Genomic DNA, 18,950 nt, shown 5'->3' on the forward strand with positions numbered 1-18,950 from the left:
GCGATGCCATACGATCTCATCATCCGCCACGCGACGCTGATTTCGGGCCACGGTTCGGATCGTTTCGAGGCCGACCTCGCCATCGACGGCGACAGGATCGCCGCCATCGGCGATCTGGGTGATGCACGCGGCGCGCAGGAGATCGATGCCGCCGGCAAGATCGTCGCGCCGGGCTTCATCGACGTGCACACCCATGATGACGGCGCGCTGCTGGCACCCGATGGCATGCTGCCGAAGATCAGCCAGGGGGTGACGACGGTGATCGCCGGCAATTGCGGCATCAGCCTCGCGCCTTTGCTGCTGGATCGCGCCCCGCCGCCGCCCTTCACGCTGGTCGGCGGCCAGGAGAATTTTCGCTTCGACCGTTTTGCCGATTATATCGCCGAACTGAAGAAGCGCGGCATCGCCACGAACGCGGCCTTGCTCGTCGGCCACACCACATTGCGTCAGCGCTGCATGCCGGTGACGGACCGCCCGGCCAACGAGGTCGAGACGGCGACGATGCAAGAGGCGGTGACGCAGGCGATGGCCGAGGGCGCGTTCGGGCTCAGCACCGGGCTCGATTATCCGCCGGCGGTCAACTCATCGACCGAAGAGGTCAAGGCGCTGGCTGCGACGGCGGCAAGCCTTGGCGGGCCTTATGTCACCCATACGCGCAACTATTTCGAGACCATGGACGAGGCGATCGAGGAAGCCATCGACATCGCCGGCCATGCCGGCGGCAAGCTGTTCATCTCACATCACCAGTGCACGGGCCGCGCCAATTTCGGCAAGAGCGGTCCTTCGTTGAAGCGGATCGACCAGGCGCGCGAGACCATGGACATCGGCATGGATGTCTATCCCTATGCCGCGAGCTCCACTGTGCTCAGGCTCGAGCGTTGCGACACCGGTTTGAAGATCCTCATCACCTGGTCCGACCCGCATCCCGAAATGGCGCGGCGCGAGATTGCCGACATTGCGCGGGAGTGGAACTGCAGCGAACGCGAGGCAGGCGAGCGGCTGCTGCCGGCGGGTGCGGTCTATTTCCAGCTCGACGAGACCGATGTCCGAAATATCATCGCGCACCCGCGCACCATGATCGGCTCGGACGGGCTGCCGCACGACATCCACCCGCATCCGCGTCTGTGGGGCACGTTTCCGCGCGTGCTCGGGCACTATGCCAGGGACGTCGGCCTGTTCAGCCTGGAAGAGGCCGTGTTCCGGATGACGGGGCTGCCCGCGCGTGAATTCGGCATCGCTCAGCGCGGCACGCTTGCGGTCGGCAATTTCGCCGACCTGACGATCTTCGATTCCGCGACGATCATCGACACCGCGACCTTCGAAGAGCCGCGCCAGCCTGCTGCCGGCATCGAACATGTCTTCGTCAACGGCGTGTCCGTGTGGAGCAGCGGCAAGGCGACCGGCGCACTGCCGGGTGTTGTGCTCAAGCCCGCTGCCTCAAAGACGATCGTCAGAAGCGCGTGCGGCTGCGGCGCGGATCACAGCGCTTCGTAGAGGCTGTCGACCGTCTCCAGCGTGTAGACAAACTGCACCGGCCTTGTGCAGCGCCAGCCATCAAAACTCTGACCGGCGAGCGCCCTCAGCGCCTCGGGCATGCGCAATATACCGCCGCCATAGAGGCGGTTGGCCATGTCGAGCATGCCGGTGCGGTGCATAGCCTCGCTCATGCTGCCGCAGGCGTCCTTGACCACCCAGACCCGAAACCCCTGATAGACCGCGTCGAACACGCTCTCGGTGACACAGCTGTCGGTGAGCACGCCGGTGACGATCAGGTTTTCGATCTTGAGATCAGCAAGCCGCTGCGAAAGATCGGTGCGGCGAAAGGCGCTCGGCCAGTGCTTGTGGATGACAATGTCGCCAGGCAGCGCCGCGACTTCGGCGCAGATGTCGGCGCCTTCGCTGCCGGCCACGGCGGAGCGGAACTCCTCGGTCAGGATCTCCTCCTGCCTGGCATAGCCGGCGCGCTCTTCCGGCTTCACCCAGGCCTGCGCATGGATGACCGTAATGCCGGCAGCGCGGGCGGCGGCGATCAGACGGGCGGCGTTGGCGAGCACGGCGTCGTATCCAACGACCGGCCAGGCGGCGCCGGGCCGGTATTCGTTCTGCAGGTCGATGACGAGTAAGGCGGCGTGGTTCATGGCTGATCCTTGTCGAAATCGGTGACGAAGCGCAGGAGCAGACGGATCGCCTGATCGAGATCGGCGATCTCCATCGCCTCATGCGGGTTGTGGCTGCCGTTCTCATTGCGCACGAAGAGCATGGCGGTCGGAATATTTGCGCCGGCAAAAGTGGCGGCGTCGTGCCCTGCCCCGCTCGGCACATGCGGCGCCGGCATCTGCAAATCGGCGGCAGCGCGATCCAGCCTTGCGATCAAAGCTTGCGACATGGTCGCCGGCTCCCAAGTGAAGCGTGACCCGGCTTCGAACGTGACGCCGCGCTTCGTGCCGACCTCGGAAAAGAGCGCGTGCAGCCTTCCTTCAATCCGCTCAAGAACAACGGCCTCGGCGCCGCGCACATCGAGGGTGAAACCGAGCTCGCCGAGCACGCGACTGCCGCCATGTTGCGAGGGGTCGGACTGCACGCGGCCGAAGGTGATGGTGGCTTCGTGTCCCCCGCGCTCGAGCGCGTCCCATTCCGCTTCGAGGCCGGCGACCAGATCGGCGAAACCGAGCACGCTGTCATGCCGAGCAAAGCGCGGCTCGGCGCCGGAATGGGCGTAAGCGCCAAGGCACTTGGCATCGACATAGCGGAACCCACCGGCGATGCCGGTGACAATACCGACCGGCACGCCAGCGGCGACCAGGCGCGGCCCCTGTTCGATGTGCACTTCGACGAAAGCGGCGATGCGAGAAGCATCGATGCCCGGCACGCCGCGCCGCACGGCATCGGGATCGAAGCGCTCCTCGCGGATGTGGTCGGCAAGGGACCGTCCGCTGTCCGACCGCTTCGCCTCCAGCGCTGTTGGGTCCAGCAGGCCGAGCGCGGCCTGACTGCCGGGATAAGATAGCGGAAACCACACCGCTTCCTCGGCGCGCGTCACCAGCACGATCAGGTCGCGCGGCATGCCTTGCCCGGCCAGTTCGGCCATCACTGCAAGCCCGGCCACGACACCGGCGGCACCGTCGAAATTGCCGCCATGCGGCACGCTGTCGAGATGCGAGCCGATGACGATCGCCGGCAGGGCCGGGTCGTGACCTCTCCGCGTCAAATAGAGATTGCCGGCGGCATCGACGCGCGCGACGGCGCCGAGCTTTTCCGCTTCCGCGCGCATGAGAGCGTGGGCAAAACGCTCGCCGGGTCCGTAGGCGACGCGCGTGATGCCCGGCGCATCGGTGGTGGCTTGCGCCAGCGTCTCCAGCAGGCGCCCGGCCAGAACGCCGCCGGCCGTCAGTCCGGCATCGCTCATGAAGCAACCCGCGCGGATTGAGACACGCGCAGCCGGTGTGGCGTGAGATCGTCGAGCGACACGCCTTGCCTGGCGACATCATCCGGCATGCCGCCGCCGGCGATCAGGCTGGCGCAGACACGTGACAGTGCCGGCGAGGTCTTGATGCCGTAGCCGCCCTGTCCGACCAGCCAGATGAAATCCGGCGCCTCGTCATCGGGGCCGACAACGGGCGAACCGTCGGTGACGAAGGTGCGGAGGCCGGCCCAGGAGCGCGACACGCGCTGCACCTCGATGGTGGTGGCCCTTTCGAGACGCTCGGCGCCGATGGCGACGTCGATGTCCTCGGCATAGGCATCCATCGGCGGCGACAGCGTCGCATCGGCCGGCGAGACGAAGAGTTGCCCGGCATCCGGCTTGAAGTAGAACTCGGCGCCGACATCGTGGACCAGCGGCCAGTCCGATATGTCGACGCCCGCAGGTGCGGGGATGTTGAAGGCGGTGCGGCGCTTCGGCTGCAGGCCGACGGGGCGGACGCCGGCCATGACGGCAATCTCATCGCCCCAGGCGCCGGCGGCATTGACGATGCGCGGCGCAAGGAAGGTTCCGGCCGGGGTTTCGACCCGCCATTGGCCGCCTTGCCGGTCGATCATCTTGACGCCGGCGTTGGTGACGATCCTGGCGCCTCGTGCACGGGCGCCGCGCAGAAAACCCTGGTGCAGGCCGTTGACGTCGATGTCCATCGAATGCGGCTCGATATAGGCGCCGGCGAGATAGTCGGCGCGCAGCACCGGCACGCGCTGGATCGCCTCGGCGGGCGTCATGGCGACGATGGACGGAACCAGCGCTTGAGCCGCCTCCAGATCTTCGCGTAAAAGGTCGAGTTGATCTTCCCGCGCGACCGTGATCATGCCGCGCTTGCTCAGCAGCGGATAATCGGAAAAGCCGGCCGGCGGTTCGGTCAGGAACGAGCGGCTTGCCAGCACGATGCGGCGGATGACGCCGTTGCCGTAGTTTTCGGTAAAGCTTGCCGCCGAGCGGCCGGTGGTGTGGTAGCCGCAATGGCTTTCGCGCTCGAGCAGCACCACCTTGGCCGACCGGCTGATCTCGCAAGCAGCGCCGGCGCCGGCCATGCCACCGCCAATGACGATCACGTCCGTTTCTTCAGCGACACTCATGGACATCCATCCTTCACTATCACGACTTCGCCGCGCGGCACCGGTCGCGGTTCGCCCAGCCGCCCGCGTTTGGCGCGGTCGCGGGCGCCACGGCCTTCGACGAGATTGTCGGCCAGAGCGTTTTGCCGGGCGCAATCTTCCAGGGCAAGATCGGTGATGACAGGCACCGGCTTGCCGGCAATCTCGATGCCTTTCAGCCGCGCCCAGACGGCGCGACGCTTGCGCGTCTGGTGCGACTGCAGTTCGCCGAGTTCGGCAAAGCTGCTCTCGCGCTTGATCGCCAGCGCGCCGGCTGCAACCGCCGCGTTGAACAGTTCGAGGCCACGCGGGGTGCGCACGATGATGCCGTTGAGGGCTTCGTCATCGACCGCCGGCCCGCCATTCAGCCAGGCATCTGAAGCGACGATGTCGGCAACCTGACCGACGGCGTCGGGACAGATCTTGCAGCGCGGCTGGATCATCCATTTGTCCTCGTCCTCCCACAGCTGCCGGTAGCTGAGCTGGAAGGCGCGGCCGTCTTTCGTCTCGATCCGGTTAGGGCCGGGATTGCCGTAACCCCGGTAGCGGAACAGCGCGAGCTCTTCCTCGGCGAGGCCGAAGCGCTGCAGCACCTGTTCCGATTTCGACAGGTCCGAAGCGCCACCGCAGACGAAAGCGAGCGCATAGCTCATGTATTTGTCGACGCGCGGATCGTGCCGAGCCAGATTGCGAACGGCGGTGACATCGCAAGGCTTGGCGATCAGCGCGAAGGGTTCGCCGCGAGCGAGTATCTCGCTGAAATTCTCAAGCGGCGCGACCGGCCCGTAGCGCGAGCCGGCGCCTTCGAGAACCGACGCGGCATCGAAGCTCAGCCGCCGCTCGCTGCGCATCGGGGCGGTCCGCGATGCGGAGACGTGCAGGACGAAGTTGACGCGGCCGGACGTCAGCAGGAACTGGCCAAGCGCCGTCAGCACGCCGCCGCTCGATGCCTGGAACCGCACCGCCGGGTCTCCGGCATAGCCGAGGCTGACCCGCTCGGCAGGCCCCCATACCGTGTCTGTCAGCGCGGCTGTAGCTGTTTGCGACGGCGGCGGGCCTGCGATCCGCGTTCCCGGGCAGACGGCGTTGATCCGTGTCAGGGTCGAATGGTTCAGCGCCACGCGGGCGACCGGCCGCAGGCGCCCCTCTGGCGTCATGATCATCTCGATTTCTTGCGGACCAGCGAGCGACCGGCAGAGCCCGCAACCGATGCAAAGTCCGTTCTCTACGATCTCGGCCAGCGATAGCGGAATGGCCGGCGGCGCCGCGATGCACGCGGCGGATCGATCGCGGCCCAAGTCAGACATGCGAACCGGCGGGCTCGCTGATCAGACGATACTGATCCGGGCGGCGATAGAGCGCGAAGTCGAAATTCACCTTCCGGCAGGTGGCGATGAGGTCAAGATCGGCGCGGTGGACGATGACTTCGTCGCCGAGCGAAATCGCCTGCGCTGCGATCTCGCCAGTGGGCGCGATGATGCAGGAGCCGCCGATCAGCGCCTGGCCATCTTCGAGCCCCGCCTTGGCGGCGGCGGCGACCCACAGCGTGTTCTGGTAGGCGCCGGCCTGCATCGGCAAATGGTTGTGGAACATTCTGAGATGCGCCAGCGCCGGCGCCTCATCGAGCAGCAGCGGGGTGTTGTAGCCGAGCACCGCCACTTCCGCGCCGTTGAGGCAGAGCATGCGGTAAGTCTCCGGCCAGCGGCGGTCGTTGCAGATCGCCATGCCGACGCGCACGCCGCGATAATCGAAGACCGGAAAGCCGAGATTGCCCGGCTCGAAATAGCGCCGCTCCAGATGCGTGGTCGTGCCTTCTTCCGGCTCGGCCGAGCCCGGCACATGCATCTTGCGGTAGCGGCCGATGAAGCGCCCGTCCGGGCCGACCAGATCCATGGTGTTGAAATGGCGCGTGCGGCCGTCTTCCCTAGTGATTTCGCAATAGCCGACCGCGAAGCCGATCTTGAGGCGGGCTGCCGCATCGTAGAGCCGCTGGGTCTCCGGACCGGGCATCGCGCTCTCAAAAAAGGCGTCGATCTCGGCCTGATCGTCGATGCGCCAGCGCGGAAAGAAGGTGGTCAGCGCCATCTCGGGAAAGACGGCAATCTCAGCTCCGACGGCGGCAGATTGCTCCAGCAGATGGACGAGGCGATCGACGGTCTCGGCACGCATCGCGCTGCGCTGGATCGGTCCGGTCTGGGCGACCGCAATGGTCAGGCATCGAGCCATGGCGTCGTCTCCTCGACTGGTTTTCCCGAGCGGGCCGGATCGGCCCCAGTGCGCTCGACGAATTGTCCGAAACCGGGCTGTGCCTTGAGCACGCCATCGGCGATCACCGGCACGCCGCGCACCAGAACGGTAGTCGGCTTGCCGGTCACGCTCCTGCCCTCGTAAGGCGTGAAGTCGACGCGCGAATGCAAAGCGGCGTGGCCGAGCGTCCAGGTCGCTTCGGGATCCCACAGCGCCAGATCGGCATCGAGCCCGACCGCTATGCTGCCTTTGCGATCGGCGAGCCCATAAATCCCAGCGGCATTGCGCGAGGTTAGATCGAGATAGCGGTCGAGCGTCAGCCGGCCGGTCAGCAGCCCCTCGGAGAACAGCAGCGGCAGACGGGTCTCGATGCCGGGAATGCCGCTCAGCGTGGTGGTGAAATCAGGCGTTTCCGCTTTGCCGATCTTGTCGGCGAAGTAATAGGGCGAATGGTCGGAAGACCAGAGATCGATGCCGCCGTCGATCAGCGCCTGCCACAGATGCTGATGGCTGCGTGGCGAACGTGGCGGCGGCGAAAAGACGAAGCGCGCGGCATCGACTGCCGGGCGGTCAAGGTCGGCGGCACTGACAAACAGATATTGCGGGCAAGTCTCGGCGATGGCGTCGACGCCACGCAATCGCGCCCGCGCCACCTCCTCCGCCGACTGCCAGGACGAGACATGCACGATGGTCATGCGCGCGCCGGTCATTTCGGCGAAGGCGAGCGCGCGGTGCGTCGCCTCGCGCTCCATAGTCTCGCTGTGCGCGACGACATGGTAGCGGATGTCGGTGCGGCCGAGGTCGATCAGCCGCTGGCGTGTGCGCCGGATCGCGGCGTCGTTCTCGGCATGGACCATGACGATCCAGCCAAGCGTATGCGCCGTGTCGAGCACCTTGAAGAACAGATCATCGTCGACGGCAAAGCCCTGATAGGTCATGAACAGCTTGACCGAGGCAATGCCGCGGCTGGCAAGCGCGGCGAGTTGCTGCTCGACATCGGCGCCGGTGCCCATCGTCACGACGGCATGCAGCCCGTAGTCGATCACCGCACGGCCCGAAGCGCGATCGAGCGCGCGATCAATGGCGCCGATCGTCGACATATCAGGACCCGGCATGCCGAACGGGACGATGCAGGTGGTGCCGCCAAAAGCAGCCGAAATGGTGCCGAATTCGAAATCGTCGGCATTGCCCGCCCCGCCCCAGACCGGCTGGTCGAGATGACAATGGGCGTCGATGCCGCCGGGCATGACCCAGCGCTTGGCTGCGTCGATCAGCGTCTCTCCGGACAAGCCATTGCCGATGGCTGAGATGCGGCCGGCATCGATGCCGATGTCGCAGTCGGCCCAGCCGTCGTCGAGCGCGACGCGTCCACCTTTGATGACCAGCTCATGCATTGCGTTTGCCTACCCCAATCGGCCTCAGCCGACCGCCGCCGTCACCATGATCTCGACGCGGTACTGGTCACCGGCGAGCCGCGCTTCCACCGTGGCGCGCACCGGCATGGCACTGCGGTCGATCCAGGCGTCCCAGGCCGTATTCATCATCTCGAAATCGGCGATGTCCCTGAGCCAGATCTGGGCGCTGAGGATTTTGGTCTTGTCGCTGCCGGCCTTGGCCAGAAGGGCATCGATCTTGGCGAGGATCTGCTTGGTCTGCGAGGTCGTGTCGCCGGAGAGGTCGTCCGCCGTCAGGCCCGCGACATAGACGGTGCCGTTGTAGCGCAGCACCCGGCAGAAGCGTTGGCCGTTTTCAAGACGCTCGATCGTCATGGAATTCCTCCTGGCAAGCTTCGATAGCGGCAGTTGCCTATGGTATGGACGGCACAAAACCACTGTAAAGCCCCGCCGGCGGCGTAGATGCCGCTTTCCATCATCGGCATGGCCAAAAAAATCAAAGCCATAGCCGTATCTATCTTCGTTTGCAGCAATTGCTGCCCCGTGTAGCCTCTCGCTCAGGGTGGCGTCGGCGTCGGCGCGGCCAAGGGAGCAGCGCAGCCATGAGGTCGATCGCCCAATCCGCGATGCGGCTGTGGCAAAACGCAGAGCGCTCGCGCGCTTTGCTGCCGATCATGGCCGGTATTTGTCTCGCCTGCATCGGCAGCGCCATGCTGACCACCGCCGTCTCGCTGCATCTCGGCAAGCCAGGCATTTCCGCCGATGTCGTCCAGATCGTGCTCACCGCCTATCCCGTCGGCTTTTTCGTCGGCTGCCTGGTCACGCGCCCGGCGGTCGCCCATTACGGCCATGAGCGCACCTTCATGGGTGTCCTTGTGCTGGCGCTGTTGGCGGCGGCAGGCTTCGTCTTCACCGATTTCGTGCCGAGCTGGATCTGCTTTCGCCTGCTGGGCGGCATGTCGATGGCGTCGCTCTTCGTCGTCTGCGAAAGCTGGATCAACCTCTATGCCGAGCAGCACAATCGCGGCGCGCTGTTCTCGCTCTACATGCTGACGACGGCGATCGCGGTGCTGCTCGGACAACTGCTCGTCGCTCTGGTCGGTCCGCAATCGCCGCATCTGTTTCCTGTCGCGGCAGCGACGGTGCTGCTGGCGCTGGTGTCCAAATTTGTCGGCGGACGCTGGCCGGCCCTGCCTGCCTCTCCCGCCGAGCCGGATCATGCGGTTGGGCCTGTCAAACGCCTCGGCCCGCTGGCGCTGTTCCGGCTGGCTCCGGTGACGGTCGTGGCCATCTTCCAGGGTGGCATCACCAATATGAACATCTTCGTTCTGACGCCGATCTACGGCACCCAGATCGGTCTGTCGGCGGCGACGACGGTCGGCCTCGTGACGACCATCAGCATCGCCGGCATGCTGGCGCAGACGCCCGTCGGCTGGCTGTCGGACCGGTTCGAGCGGCGGCTGATCCTGCTGGCGCAAGGCCTGCTGTCGGTCACGCTGTGCGCGGCAATCGCCTGGCTCGGCAATTTTTCGGAACCGCTGCTGTTCGTGCTGTTTTTTCTTTATGGCGCCACGGCGCTGACCATCTATCCGGTGGCGATGGCGTTCGGCGCCTCGCAGCTGCACAGCCGGCACATGGTCGGCGCCTCCGGCACGCTGCTTCTGCTCTACTCGATCGGCAATGTCGCGACGCCAGGCGTGTCCGCCGGATTGATGGCGTATATGGGCGCACCGGCGATGTTCCTGCTGCTGGGCGGCGGCGCGGTTCTGGTGACGCTTGCCGCCTGCTACAATCTGCTGCGCCGTCCGGTCTCCGTGCCGATCGTGCAAGCCGTCGAGGACCGGGTTTGATGACGACCGCCATGAACCGCCTGCAAGACAGCGTCATCCTGATCGCGGGCGCCGCGAGCGGCATCGGAGCGGCGATCGCCAGGCGGTGCATTGCCGAGGGCGCCATGGTCGTCTGTGCCGACTATAATCTCGACCCCGCAACGCAACTTGCCGACACGCTTGGGCCTTCGGCAGCCGCCTGCCAATGCGACGTGACGGATAGCGGCTCCGCCAGGAACGCTGTCGAATTCGCGAGACAAAAATTCGGTCGGCTAGACGGGCTGGTGCACAATGCTGCGGCCCCTTCGACCAGCGCCACTGTCGTCGATCTCGACGAGAGCGCGTGGCGGCGCGAACTCGATGTCGGCCTGACCGGCGCCTTCCTGATGAGCAAGTACGCAGTGCCGCTGATCGCGGCCGGCGGCGGTGGTTCGGTTGTCTTCGTAGGCTCGCAGTTCGGCCGCGTCGCCACCACAAAGGCAGTCGCCTACTGCGCCGCCAAGGCCGGACTGATCCATCTCGCCAAGGCGATGGCCGTCGACCACGCCGCCGACAAGGTGCGCGTCAACAGCCTGTCGCCGGGCGCGGTGGCGACGACGCGGCTGCTGCGCCGCTTCAAGGATTTCGAGGCGGCCAATGCCGGGCTCGGGCCGGCGCATCTGCTCGGCCGAATCGCGGAGCCTGAGGAGATCGCGGCGGCAGCCGCTTTCCTTTTGTCGTCGGACGCGTCCTTCATCACCGGCTCGGACATGCTCGTGGATGGCGGCTATGCGACGCGCTGAATCCTTCAAGTCGATTTCAAAGGAGTTCCCATGACGCTTCTCGTCACCGGCGGCACCGGTTTTGTCATGAGCGTGGTGGCGCGCGAATGGCTGGACCGCGATCCGCACGCTCGCGCCGTCATCCTGGATCGCTCAAACCTCGACGCGATCGCGGAAAAATTCTTCGCGCCGGTGCGCGACCGCCTAACCGTGCTGACCGCCGACATACTGGATCCCAAGCAATGGGCTTCGGCACTCGACGCGCATGGAATCACGGCAATCGTCCATGGCGCGACGGTGACGCCGAATTCCCGTCCGAGCGACCCGACACAGCCGCCCGAGGCCAACGATCCGGCCGCCATCGTCGACGTCAATCTGATGGGCACGGTTCAGATGCTGGAATGGGCGCGCGGCCGCCCCGGCATCAAGCGCTTCGTCTATGTCAGCTCCGGTTCGGTCTATCGCCACAACGGGCCGGACTGGAGCGGCGAGCCGCTGCCCGAGGACGGCTATGTGGCGCCGCTGACGCTTTACGGTATCTCGAAATTCGCCGCGGAAATGGTCACCAACCGCTACGCCGACCTGTTCGGCCTGTCCGCCATCTCGGTCAGGTTGTCCTCGGTCTATGGGCCGATGGATCGCGTCACCGGCAGCCGCAATGTTCGGCATTTGCCGAACCGCGTCGCGCATATGGCGCTCAACAGCGAAACGATCCGGCCGAACAGTCTCGAGCCGCTTGGCGACTATGTGCTGTCGAGCGACGTCGCCAAGGCAATCATGGCACTGCTCGATGCCGAAGATTTGCGCTATCGGCACTACAATATCGGCAGCGGCGGTACGCAGACGGTCGGCGACTTCATCGACTGGGCCAAGGAGCGCATCCCCGGCCTGAAAAGCGAAATCAGCCCAACCGAGAGGGCGAACATCACCATGAACGCGACGCTGAAGACCGGCATGTGGGGCGAATATGACCTTGCCCGCATCGAGCGCGATACGGACTGGCAGCCGACGCCGGCGAAGCAGGCCTTCCACGATTACATCGACTGGATTGCCGCTAACGAACGCTGAGGAGCAGAGCGATGCCGACCGATTTTCAGCAACCGCGCGACTTCGTCGGCTACGGCCCGAACCCGCCTTTCATGACCTGGCCGGGCGGCGTCAAGCTCGCCATCAATTTGGTGCTCAATTACGAGGAAGGGTCGGAATATTCCTGGCTCGAGGACGGCCGCAACGACAATTGGGGCGAGTATAATCTCGTCTCGAGCCCGCCGGTACGCGACCTCGGCACCGAGACACATTTCGAATATGGCAGCCGGGCCGGCGTGTGGCGGCTGGCGCGGCTGTTCGACCGCTATGACATCCCTATCACCGTCTCCGCCTGCGCGGTCGCGCTCGAGCGCAACCCGGCGGTGGCTGAATGGATGAATGCGCGCGGGCACGACCTGCTCGGCCATGGGCTGCGCTGGATCGACTACACGACGATGGAGCGCAGCGAGGAAGAGCGCCAGCTGCACGAGGCGATTGCGCTCTACGAGAGGCTGATGGGCAGGCGTCCGCTGGGCTGGAACTGCCGCTCGCTGCCGAGTGTCAACACGCGCGATCTGTTGGTGCGCGAAGGCGGGTTTCTCTACCACTCCGATCCCTGCAATGACGATCTGCCGTACTTCCTGGACCACCAGGGCACCGAGATCCTGGTCGTGCCCTATTCCAAGACACTGAACGACAGCCGCTATCTCGTCGCGCCGGGCTACAGCAATCCGCGCGACTTCGCGCAGGATTGCCGCTCGGCCATCGACTACATGCTCGACGAAGCCGACGAGACCGGCGGCCGCATGCTGACGATCGGCATTCATGCGCGCTGGATGGGCCAACCCAACCGGGCGTCAGGGCTGCGCGAGGTGATCGAGCATGTAAAGCAGAAGCCGGCGGTCGCCTTCATGCGGCGCGAGGACATTGCCCGGTTCTGGCTAGAGAACCATGCCGGCTTCGAGCGGCGCGGCTGACGAGATCGAGGCGCATGTTCGAGACGCTGATCAGGGGGGCGACCGTCGTCAACGCCGAGAGGCAGGAACGGCGCGATGTCGGCATTGCCGGCGGCCGGATCGCGGCGCTGATCACACCCGGCGGAACGGCTGAAGCCGCGACGGTAGTGGATGCCTCGGGCTGCCTGCTCCTGCCCGGCCTGGTCGACGCGCATGCGCATCTGCGCGAGCCTGGCCTGACGCACAAGGAGGATTTTTCCTCGGGCACCCATGCGGCGGCACTTGGTGGCGTCACGACAGTGCTCGACATGCCGACCGACGAGCCATGGACGGCCAGCGCCGAACAGCTCGCCGACAAGATGGCGACGGCGACAGGCCGTCTCCATGTCGATGTCGGGTTCCAGGCCGTGGTCAGCCGCGATCTGTCGCGCATTGCCGGCCTGCTCGCGCTCGCACCGGTGTCGTTCGAATTGTTCACCTCCGATGTGCCGGAGGCCTTCCTGTTTCGCAATTTCGACATGGTTGCCGAGGCACTCAGACATTTCGGCCACGCCGATACGCTGATCGGCATTTCCCCGGGCGATCAATCGATACTGACCGGCGCCAATGAGCGCAACAAGACGGGGACCATCGCGGCCTTTCTCGACAGTCGGCCACCGCTGGCGGAAGCCGGCGGCGTTGCGCGCGCCGTGCTTGCCGCCGCCGCGACCGGCGCGCGTATCCATGTCCGGCAGATCAATTCGGAACCGGGCGTCGAAGCGTGGAGCCGGCTGCGCGACAGGGCCGATGCCAGTGTCGAGACCACGCCGCAGAACCTGTTCTTCACCGCCGACGATTACGAGACGCAAGGCGCCAGGCTGAAGGGTTCGCCACCGCTACGGTCGCGGCAGGATGTCGAAGCCTTGCGTGCTGCGCTGAAGGGTGGGCTGATCGACATCGTCGCCACCGACCACGCACCGCATGCGCCGGCCGAAAAGGCCGCCGCTTACGCCGCTTTCGCCGATATCCCCGGCGGCATGCCAGGGCTGCAGACGCTGCTGCAGGTGATGCTGAAACTCGTCGACGAAGGGCTGATCACATACCTCGATGTGGTGCGGATGTGCGCACGCAATCCGGCCGAGCGTTTCGGGCTCGGCCGGCGCAAGGGACGCATCGCCACCGGCTACGATGCCGACCTGCTGATCGTCGACCCGAGCCTGTCCAGTTCAATCTCGGACGCCGAACAGGTTTCCCGCGCAGCCTACACGCCGTTCGACGGCTGGAGCGTCAAGGCGCGGCTGACCAATGTGTTTCTGCGCGGGCGACAGATCGTGCGCGATCAGGTGCTGACCGGTCCGGGGCAAGGCAAGGCCGTGCGCCGGGAACATTGAGGAGAAGAGATGCCCCTGCTCAAGGACAAGGTTGCGATCGTCACCGGAGGAAGCTCCGGCATCGGCCGCGCCATCGCGCTGAAATTCGCGGCCGAAGGCGCTGCCGTCGTCATTGCCGATACCGCCGAATTGCCGATCGAAGGCGGCCAGAGCACCGTCGATCTGATCCAGTCGACTGGCGGGACGGCGATGCATGTCGCGACCGACATTTCGGACTGGAACGCGGTCGACGCGCTGGTCGGCGCGACGACCGCGCGGTTCGGACGGTTGGACGTGATGGTCAACAATGCCGCCATCTACACCAGCACCAACCTGGTCGAGACCACGCCGGAGCAATGGAACCGCGTGATCAGCGTCAATTTGACGGGGTTCTTCCACTGCTCGAAGCGCGCCGTCATGCAGATGCTGACCCAGGCGCCGGTGAGCGAGGTTCGTGGCCGCATCATCAACATTTCCTCGCAGCACGGCATGGTCGCCTGCCCCGGCGATTTTCCCTATTCGGTGAGCAAGGGTGCCATCGTGCAGATGACGCGGCAGATCGCAGTCGACCACGCCGACGATTTGATCGTCTGCAACGCCATTGCGCCCGGCAAGATCATCACCGGCAAGCCGGGTGTCGCCAACGATCCCGACGCGCTCACCTATTCACGCAGCCGCACGCCCTGGCCGCGGCTCGGCACCCCGAATGATGTGGCGGGAGCCGCGCTGTTCCTGGCCAGCGACATGGTAAGCTATGTCACCGGCATCAATCTGATGGTGGATGGCGGCTGGATGGCGGGTTGATCGTGCGGAACAATGCCTCGTAATGCGCCATAAGCCAAACCTGCAATCTTAGCGTCAGCTCATATGGTCATGCGCCACCCTACAGGCACAGTGCGATGCCGTCATTGGCCCTTGAACGGCCAAAATGGAGGCGTACCATCCCAGCATCTGAAACTGAGTCTGCTTTCATTCGTCCGGGCTAATGTCCGGATCGGGCTGGATATTTTTCCTTGAATACGGATGCAGCCAGCGGCGCGGCGAAGCGCGGCAAATCGTTTGCCCATGTGGCGGAGGCCTCCTGGGGCAAGGGCCTCAGCACGCTGCTACGCATCGTGCGCATGACGCTGCGCCATCCTTGGCAGGTGGCGATCACCATCGTCTCGACTTTCATCGCCGCAACGCTGCAGCTGTTCATCCCGCGCCTGCTCGGTCGCGCCATCGACCAGGCGCAAGGCGTGATGACCGCGAGCGGAGGTGCGGCGGCGGAGCAGGCGCTGTGGACGACGGCGCTCACGCTGCTCGTCGTCAGCATATTGCGCGGCCTCTTCACCATGGCGCAGAATTATTATGGCGAGGCCGTCGGCCACCGCACCGGCTATGAATTGCGCCTGGCTTTCTACGAGAAGATCCAGAGGCTGAGCTTTGCCTTCCATGACAGGGTGCATACCGGCGATCTGATCACGCTTGGTCTGCTCGACCTCGATGGCGTGCGCATGTTCTTTTCCACCGGCATATTGCGCGTGGTGCTGCTCGGCGTGCTGATCGGTGTCGGCTCCTACCTGCTGATCAGCACCGATCTCGAACTTGGGCTGCTCAGCCTGAGCTTCGTGCCGTTCGTCGCCTGGCGGTCCTCGGTCACCCAGCTCAGGCTGCGCAGCACCTGGCTGACGCTGCAGGAGCGGCTGTCGGTGCTGAGTCGGGTGATGGACGAGAATCTCGGCGGCATCCGCGTCGTCCGCGCCTTCGCCGCGCAGCGGCATGAGTTGGAAAAGTTCGACCGCGCCAAGCGGTCGGCATTGGAGCTTGCCAATGAGCGCGTCGACATTCGCGTCTCCAACACCAGCGCCATGAATTTCTCCTTCCTGGCGGCCATGGGCCTGGTGTTGTGGTTCGGCGGCCAGAAGGTGATCGCCGGCGAGATCAGCGTCGGCACGCTGGCCCAGTTCCTCACCTTCATGACCATCCTGCAGATGCCGGTGCGCCAGCTCGGCCTGATGGTCAACTCGTTTGCCCGCGCCTCGACCTGCGGCACCAGGCTGTTCGAGCTGCTCGACGCCGAACTCGACATCGAGGATGCGCCTGGCGCCAAGGACCTCGTCGTCACTGACGGCGTGCTGCGCTTCGACAATGTCGGCTTCCGCTATGCGGGCACAGGCGGCCGGCCGGCGCTGTCGGGCATCTCGTTCGAGGCCAGGTCCGGCGAGACGGTCGGCATCGTCGGCCCGCCAGGCAGCGGCAAGTCGACCATCGCGCATCTGATCCCGCGTTTCTATGACGTGACGTCGGGCGCCATCACCATTGACGGGCAGGATATCCGCGCCGTGACGCTGCAATCGCTACGCAAGGCGGTCGGCGTCGTGCAGCAGGACGCGTTCCTGTTCACCACCTCGATCGAAAACAACATCGCCTATGGCAATCCCTGGGCGCGCGAAACCCGCATCGGCCAGGCGGCCGAGTATGCCCAGCTGCACAATTACATCATCGGGCTTCCGGCCGGCTACACCACGGTCGTCGGCGAGCGCGGCGCCTCGCTTTCCGGCGGCCAGCGGCAGCGCCTGACCATCGCCCGTACCTTGATGCTGCGGCCTTCGGTTCTGGTGTTGGACGATTCCACCGCAGCCGTCGACGCCGGTACGGAGCAGCGTATCCGCACGGCGATGAAACGCTTCGCCAAGGACCGTGTGACGCTGATCATCTCGCACCGGCTGAGTTCGTTGATGCACGCCGACCAGATCCTGTTCATCGAGAACGGCCGCATCGCCGAGCGCGGCACCCATCAGGAATTGCTGGCGCTGGGCGGACGCTATCGCGCGCTCTACGACCTGCAGCTGCGGCCGGAGGACGACCTCCCTGTCGCCGTGGGAGCCGCATGATGTCGACACAGAACGACGACGAGAAGGAAGACACCAGCCGCCGGCCGACCAAGGCCGTCGTCGGCTCGCATCGCGACGAAGAAGAGGTCTTCGGCAAAGCCTACGATCCGCGCATCGTGCGCCGCATCTGGAGTTTCGTGAAACCGTATCAGGGCCGGATCTTCATCTCGGTTGCCGCGGTGCTGGTGTTCACGCTGACGCAGCTGGCCATCCCGCTGGTCATTCGCTACGCCATCGACCACGGCATGGCGGCAGGCAAGGCAGACCGCTCGGTGATGAACTGGGCGATCGGCGCTTTCGCACTGATCATCCTGATCAACTATGCCGCCAGCTATGTGCAGGAAAGCGTCGTCGGCAAGGTGGCCGAGAATGTGCTGTCGGATTTGCGCCGCGCCATGTTCAGCCATCTGCAGAGGGTCTCGCTGAGCTTCATGGACAAGACCGAAGTGGGCCGCCTGATGTCGCGCCTGCAGGGCGACGTCAATTCGATGCAGGAGTTCCTCGAGACCTCCGTGATGTCGGTGGGCGACATCGTGCTCTTGTTCGGCATCGTCACCGTTCTGCTCTGGCTCGATTTCCGGCTCGGGCTTTTGACGCTGTCGACCATGCCGGCGCTGTTTGTCGTACGCCTGTTCTGGCTGCCGCGCGCCAAGGTCGCCTTCATGGCCGCGCACGAGACCAATTCGATCGCCAACGGTGCGCTCGCCGAAGGCATCCACGGCGTGCGCACGGTGCAGAGCCTGGAGCGCCAGCACGTCAATTTCGACCTCTATGACGAGAAAGTGCTGGCCAATCTGAGGACGCATCTGACCTCGGCGAAATATGCGCAGGTGATGGTGCCGATCGTCGACACGCTGACCGGCATCGCCATGGCCACCGTCATTGTCGTCGGCGGTTCGATGGTGCTGTCGCACAGCCTCGACATCGGCGTCATGGTGGCGTTCCTGTTCTACATCCAGCGCTTCTTCGACCCTATCCGCTCGCTCACCATGCAGTACTCGGTCATGCAGCGCGCCATGGCTTCGGGCCAGCGCATCTCCGAAGTGCTCGACGTGCCGGTCAACGTCAGCGACAGGCAAGGCGCGGTGGCGCTGACGCGCGACATGGACGGCTCGGTCGAGTTCAGGAACGTCACCTTCGGCTACCGGCAGAACCAGCCGGTGCTCAAAAATGTCTCGTTCCGCGTCAATCCAGGCGAGACCGTGGCCCTGGTCGGGCCGACCGGATCGGGCAAGTCGAGCTGCATGGCGCTGGTGCACCGTTTCTACGATGTCTGGTCGGGCGAGGTGCTGGTCGGCGGGCACGATGTCCGCGACGTGACGCAGGATTCGCTCGGCGATCAGGTGGCGATGGTGCTGCAGGAGCCATTCCTGTTTTCAGGAACGGTGCTGGAAAACATCCGCTACCACAAGACATCAGCAACCCGCGAAGAGGTGGTGCGAGCGGCACAAGCCGTCGGTGCGCACGATTTCATCGAGCATCTGCCCGACGGCTACGACACCGAGCTCGAACAGCGCGGCGGCAATCTCTCGCTTGGCCAGCGCCAGCTGATCAGCTTTGCGCGCGCACTGGTCGCCGACGCCAAGATTCTGGTGCTGGACGAGGCCACGGCGAGCATCGATTCCTACACCGAGATGCTGATCCAGAAGGCGCTGGTCACGCTGCTGGAAGGCCGCACCGGGCTGGTCATCGCCCACCGGCTGGCCACCATCCGCGGCGCCGACCGCATCATCGTCTTGCAGAATGGCGAGATCGTCGAAAGCGGCAACCACGACCAGCTGATGGCGGCGAAAGGTCTCTACGCGCGGCTTTACAACATGAACTACGCCTCGTTCGACGACATTGCCGAGGAAGACATAGGCGCTCCGGCCGGCAAGGCGACGTGAAGGTGGCCTGTTGAGCCCAACGGAAACTCGCGGCAAGCGGGGCAG

At 65.2% G+C, this 18,950-nt stretch carries 16 protein-coding genes; 9 read left to right on the forward strand and 7 right to left on the reverse strand.

Annotation, left to right across the window (positions count from 1 at the left end; all coding sequences use genetic code 11):
- Positions 1–3 precede the first annotated feature (3 nt).
- The gene (locus AC1D1N_RS17690) at positions 4–1,494 is read left to right on the forward strand and encodes an N-acyl-D-amino-acid deacylase family protein (protein ID WP_477350008.1); all 1,491 of its coding nucleotides are present in this window, start codon (positions 4–6) and stop codon (positions 1,492–1,494) included.
- Here the strand turns inward: AC1D1N_RS17690 and AC1D1N_RS17695 are convergent.
- The 7 genes from AC1D1N_RS17695 to AC1D1N_RS17725 all read right to left on the reverse strand — a co-directional run bounded on the left by AC1D1N_RS17695 (position 1,479) and on the right by AC1D1N_RS17725 (position 8,597).
- Positions 1,479–2,138: a cysteine hydrolase family protein gene (locus AC1D1N_RS17695; RefSeq protein ID WP_436258674.1), complete on the reverse strand. Its 660-nt coding sequence runs from the start codon at positions 2,136–2,138 to the stop codon at positions 1,479–1,481. The genes AC1D1N_RS17690 and AC1D1N_RS17695 overlap by 16 nt on opposite strands.
- Complete coding sequence (locus AC1D1N_RS17700) at positions 2,135–3,406, reverse strand: hydantoinase/carbamoylase family amidase (protein WP_477350010.1); 1,272 nt, start codon at positions 3,404–3,406, stop codon at positions 2,135–2,137. The genes AC1D1N_RS17695 and AC1D1N_RS17700 overlap by 4 nt, the downstream gene beginning before the upstream one ends.
- Positions 3,403–4,563, reverse strand: a complete 1,161-nt coding sequence (locus AC1D1N_RS17705) for an NAD(P)/FAD-dependent oxidoreductase (RefSeq protein WP_477350012.1) — start codon at positions 4,561–4,563, stop codon at positions 3,403–3,405. Before AC1D1N_RS17705 ends, AC1D1N_RS17700 begins: the two co-directional genes overlap by 4 nt.
- Entirely contained in the window at positions 4,560–5,744 is a 1,185-nt protein-coding gene (locus AC1D1N_RS17710; RefSeq protein ID WP_477350014.1) for a Coenzyme F420 hydrogenase/dehydrogenase, beta subunit C-terminal domain, read from the reverse strand. Before AC1D1N_RS17710 ends, AC1D1N_RS17705 begins: the two co-directional genes overlap by 4 nt.
- Positions 5,745–5,880: 136 nt before the next feature.
- Positions 5,881–6,807, reverse strand: coding sequence for a nitrilase-related carbon-nitrogen hydrolase (locus AC1D1N_RS17715; RefSeq protein ID WP_477350016.1), 927 nt, complete (start codon positions 6,805–6,807; stop codon positions 5,881–5,883).
- Positions 6,792–8,222, reverse strand: coding sequence for a dihydropyrimidinase (gene hydA, locus AC1D1N_RS17720; protein WP_477350018.1), 1,431 nt, complete (start codon positions 8,220–8,222; stop codon positions 6,792–6,794). The genes AC1D1N_RS17715 and hydA overlap by 16 nt, the downstream gene beginning before the upstream one ends.
- Positions 8,223–8,246: 24 nt before the next feature.
- Positions 8,247–8,597: a RidA family protein gene (locus AC1D1N_RS17725; protein WP_112566108.1), complete on the reverse strand. Its 351-nt coding sequence runs from the start codon at positions 8,595–8,597 to the stop codon at positions 8,247–8,249.
- A 227-nt stretch (positions 8,598–8,824) separates the two neighbouring features.
- Here AC1D1N_RS17725 and AC1D1N_RS17730 point away from each other — a divergent pair, with 227 nt between their 5' ends.
- The 8 genes from AC1D1N_RS17730 to AC1D1N_RS17765 all read left to right on the forward strand — a co-directional run bounded on the left by AC1D1N_RS17730 (position 8,825) and on the right by AC1D1N_RS17765 (position 18,905).
- Positions 8,825–10,072 (forward strand): MFS transporter, encoded by a 1,248-nt coding sequence (locus tag AC1D1N_RS17730; protein WP_477350020.1) that lies wholly within the window; start codon positions 8,825–8,827, stop codon positions 10,070–10,072.
- Complete coding sequence (locus tag AC1D1N_RS17735; protein WP_477350022.1) at positions 10,072–10,833, forward strand: SDR family NAD(P)-dependent oxidoreductase; 762 nt, start codon at positions 10,072–10,074, stop codon at positions 10,831–10,833. Before AC1D1N_RS17730 ends, AC1D1N_RS17735 begins: the two co-directional genes overlap by 1 nt.
- A gap of 30 nt (positions 10,834–10,863) precedes the next feature.
- On the forward strand, positions 10,864–11,880 hold the full coding sequence (locus tag AC1D1N_RS17740; RefSeq protein WP_477350024.1) for an NAD-dependent epimerase/dehydratase family protein: 1,017 nt from the start codon (positions 10,864–10,866) through the stop codon (positions 11,878–11,880).
- A gap of 11 nt (positions 11,881–11,891) precedes the next feature.
- Positions 11,892–12,815, forward strand: a complete 924-nt coding sequence (locus tag AC1D1N_RS17745; RefSeq protein WP_477350026.1) for an allantoinase PuuE — start codon at positions 11,892–11,894, stop codon at positions 12,813–12,815.
- A gap of 14 nt (positions 12,816–12,829) precedes the next feature.
- Positions 12,830–14,164 carry a dihydroorotase gene (locus tag AC1D1N_RS17750; RefSeq protein WP_477350028.1) on the forward strand — a complete coding sequence of 445 codons (1,335 nt, stop codon included), beginning with the start codon at positions 12,830–12,832 and terminating at the stop codon, positions 14,162–14,164.
- Positions 14,165–14,173: 9 nt separating this feature from the next.
- Positions 14,174–14,947, forward strand: a complete 774-nt coding sequence (locus tag AC1D1N_RS17755; protein ID WP_477350030.1) for an SDR family NAD(P)-dependent oxidoreductase — start codon at positions 14,174–14,176, stop codon at positions 14,945–14,947.
- Between the two features lie 209 nt (positions 14,948–15,156).
- Positions 15,157–17,019 carry an ABC transporter ATP-binding protein gene (locus tag AC1D1N_RS17760; RefSeq protein ID WP_477350032.1) on the forward strand — a complete coding sequence of 621 codons (1,863 nt, stop codon included), beginning with the start codon at positions 15,157–15,159 and terminating at the stop codon, positions 17,017–17,019.
- On the forward strand, positions 17,019–18,905 hold the full coding sequence (locus tag AC1D1N_RS17765) for an ABC transporter ATP-binding protein (protein ID WP_477350034.1): 1,887 nt from the start codon (positions 17,019–17,021) through the stop codon (positions 18,903–18,905). Before AC1D1N_RS17760 ends, AC1D1N_RS17765 begins: the two co-directional genes overlap by 1 nt.
- Positions 18,906–18,950: the final 45 nt, after the last annotated feature.

This window comes from Mesorhizobium sp. P2_B5, from assembly GCF_056404775.1.

What these genes read in the sequence shown, in the direction of transcription:
- AC1D1N_RS17690 (WP_477350008.1), top strand. Translation starts at nt 4, where the DNA reads ATGCCATACGATCTCATCATCCGCCACGCGACGCTGATTTCGGGCCAC.
- AC1D1N_RS17695 (WP_436258674.1), bottom strand. Translation starts at nt 2,138, where the DNA reads ATGAACCACGCCGCCTTACTCGTCATCGACCTGCAGAACGAATACCGG.
- AC1D1N_RS17700 (WP_477350010.1), bottom strand. Translation starts at nt 3,406, where the DNA reads ATGAGCGATGCCGGACTGACGGCCGGCGGCGTTCTGGCCGGGCGCCTG.
- AC1D1N_RS17705 (WP_477350012.1), bottom strand. Translation starts at nt 4,563, where the DNA reads ATGAGTGTCGCTGAAGAAACGGACGTGATCGTCATTGGCGGTGGCATG.
- AC1D1N_RS17710 (WP_477350014.1), bottom strand. Translation starts at nt 5,744, where the DNA reads ATGATCATGACGCCAGAGGGGCGCCTGCGGCCGGTCGCCCGCGTGGCG.
- AC1D1N_RS17715 (WP_477350016.1), bottom strand. Translation starts at nt 6,807, where the DNA reads ATGGCTCGATGCCTGACCATTGCGGTCGCCCAGACCGGACCGATCCAG.
- hydA (WP_477350018.1), bottom strand. Translation starts at nt 8,222, where the DNA reads ATGCATGAGCTGGTCATCAAAGGTGGACGCGTCGCGCTCGACGACGGC.
- AC1D1N_RS17725 (WP_112566108.1), bottom strand. Translation starts at nt 8,597, where the DNA reads ATGACGATCGAGCGTCTTGAAAACGGCCAACGCTTCTGCCGGGTGCTG.
- AC1D1N_RS17730 (WP_477350020.1), top strand. Translation starts at nt 8,825, where the DNA reads ATGAGGTCGATCGCCCAATCCGCGATGCGGCTGTGGCAAAACGCAGAG.
- AC1D1N_RS17735 (WP_477350022.1), top strand. Translation starts at nt 10,072, where the DNA reads ATGACGACCGCCATGAACCGCCTGCAAGACAGCGTCATCCTGATCGCG.
- AC1D1N_RS17740 (WP_477350024.1), top strand. Translation starts at nt 10,864, where the DNA reads ATGACGCTTCTCGTCACCGGCGGCACCGGTTTTGTCATGAGCGTGGTG.
- AC1D1N_RS17745 (WP_477350026.1), top strand. Translation starts at nt 11,892, where the DNA reads ATGCCGACCGATTTTCAGCAACCGCGCGACTTCGTCGGCTACGGCCCG.
- AC1D1N_RS17750 (WP_477350028.1), top strand. Translation starts at nt 12,830, where the DNA reads ATGTTCGAGACGCTGATCAGGGGGGCGACCGTCGTCAACGCCGAGAGG.
- AC1D1N_RS17755 (WP_477350030.1), top strand. Translation starts at nt 14,174, where the DNA reads ATGCCCCTGCTCAAGGACAAGGTTGCGATCGTCACCGGAGGAAGCTCC.
- AC1D1N_RS17765 (WP_477350034.1), top strand. Translation starts at nt 17,019, where the DNA reads ATGTCGACACAGAACGACGACGAGAAGGAAGACACCAGCCGCCGGCCG.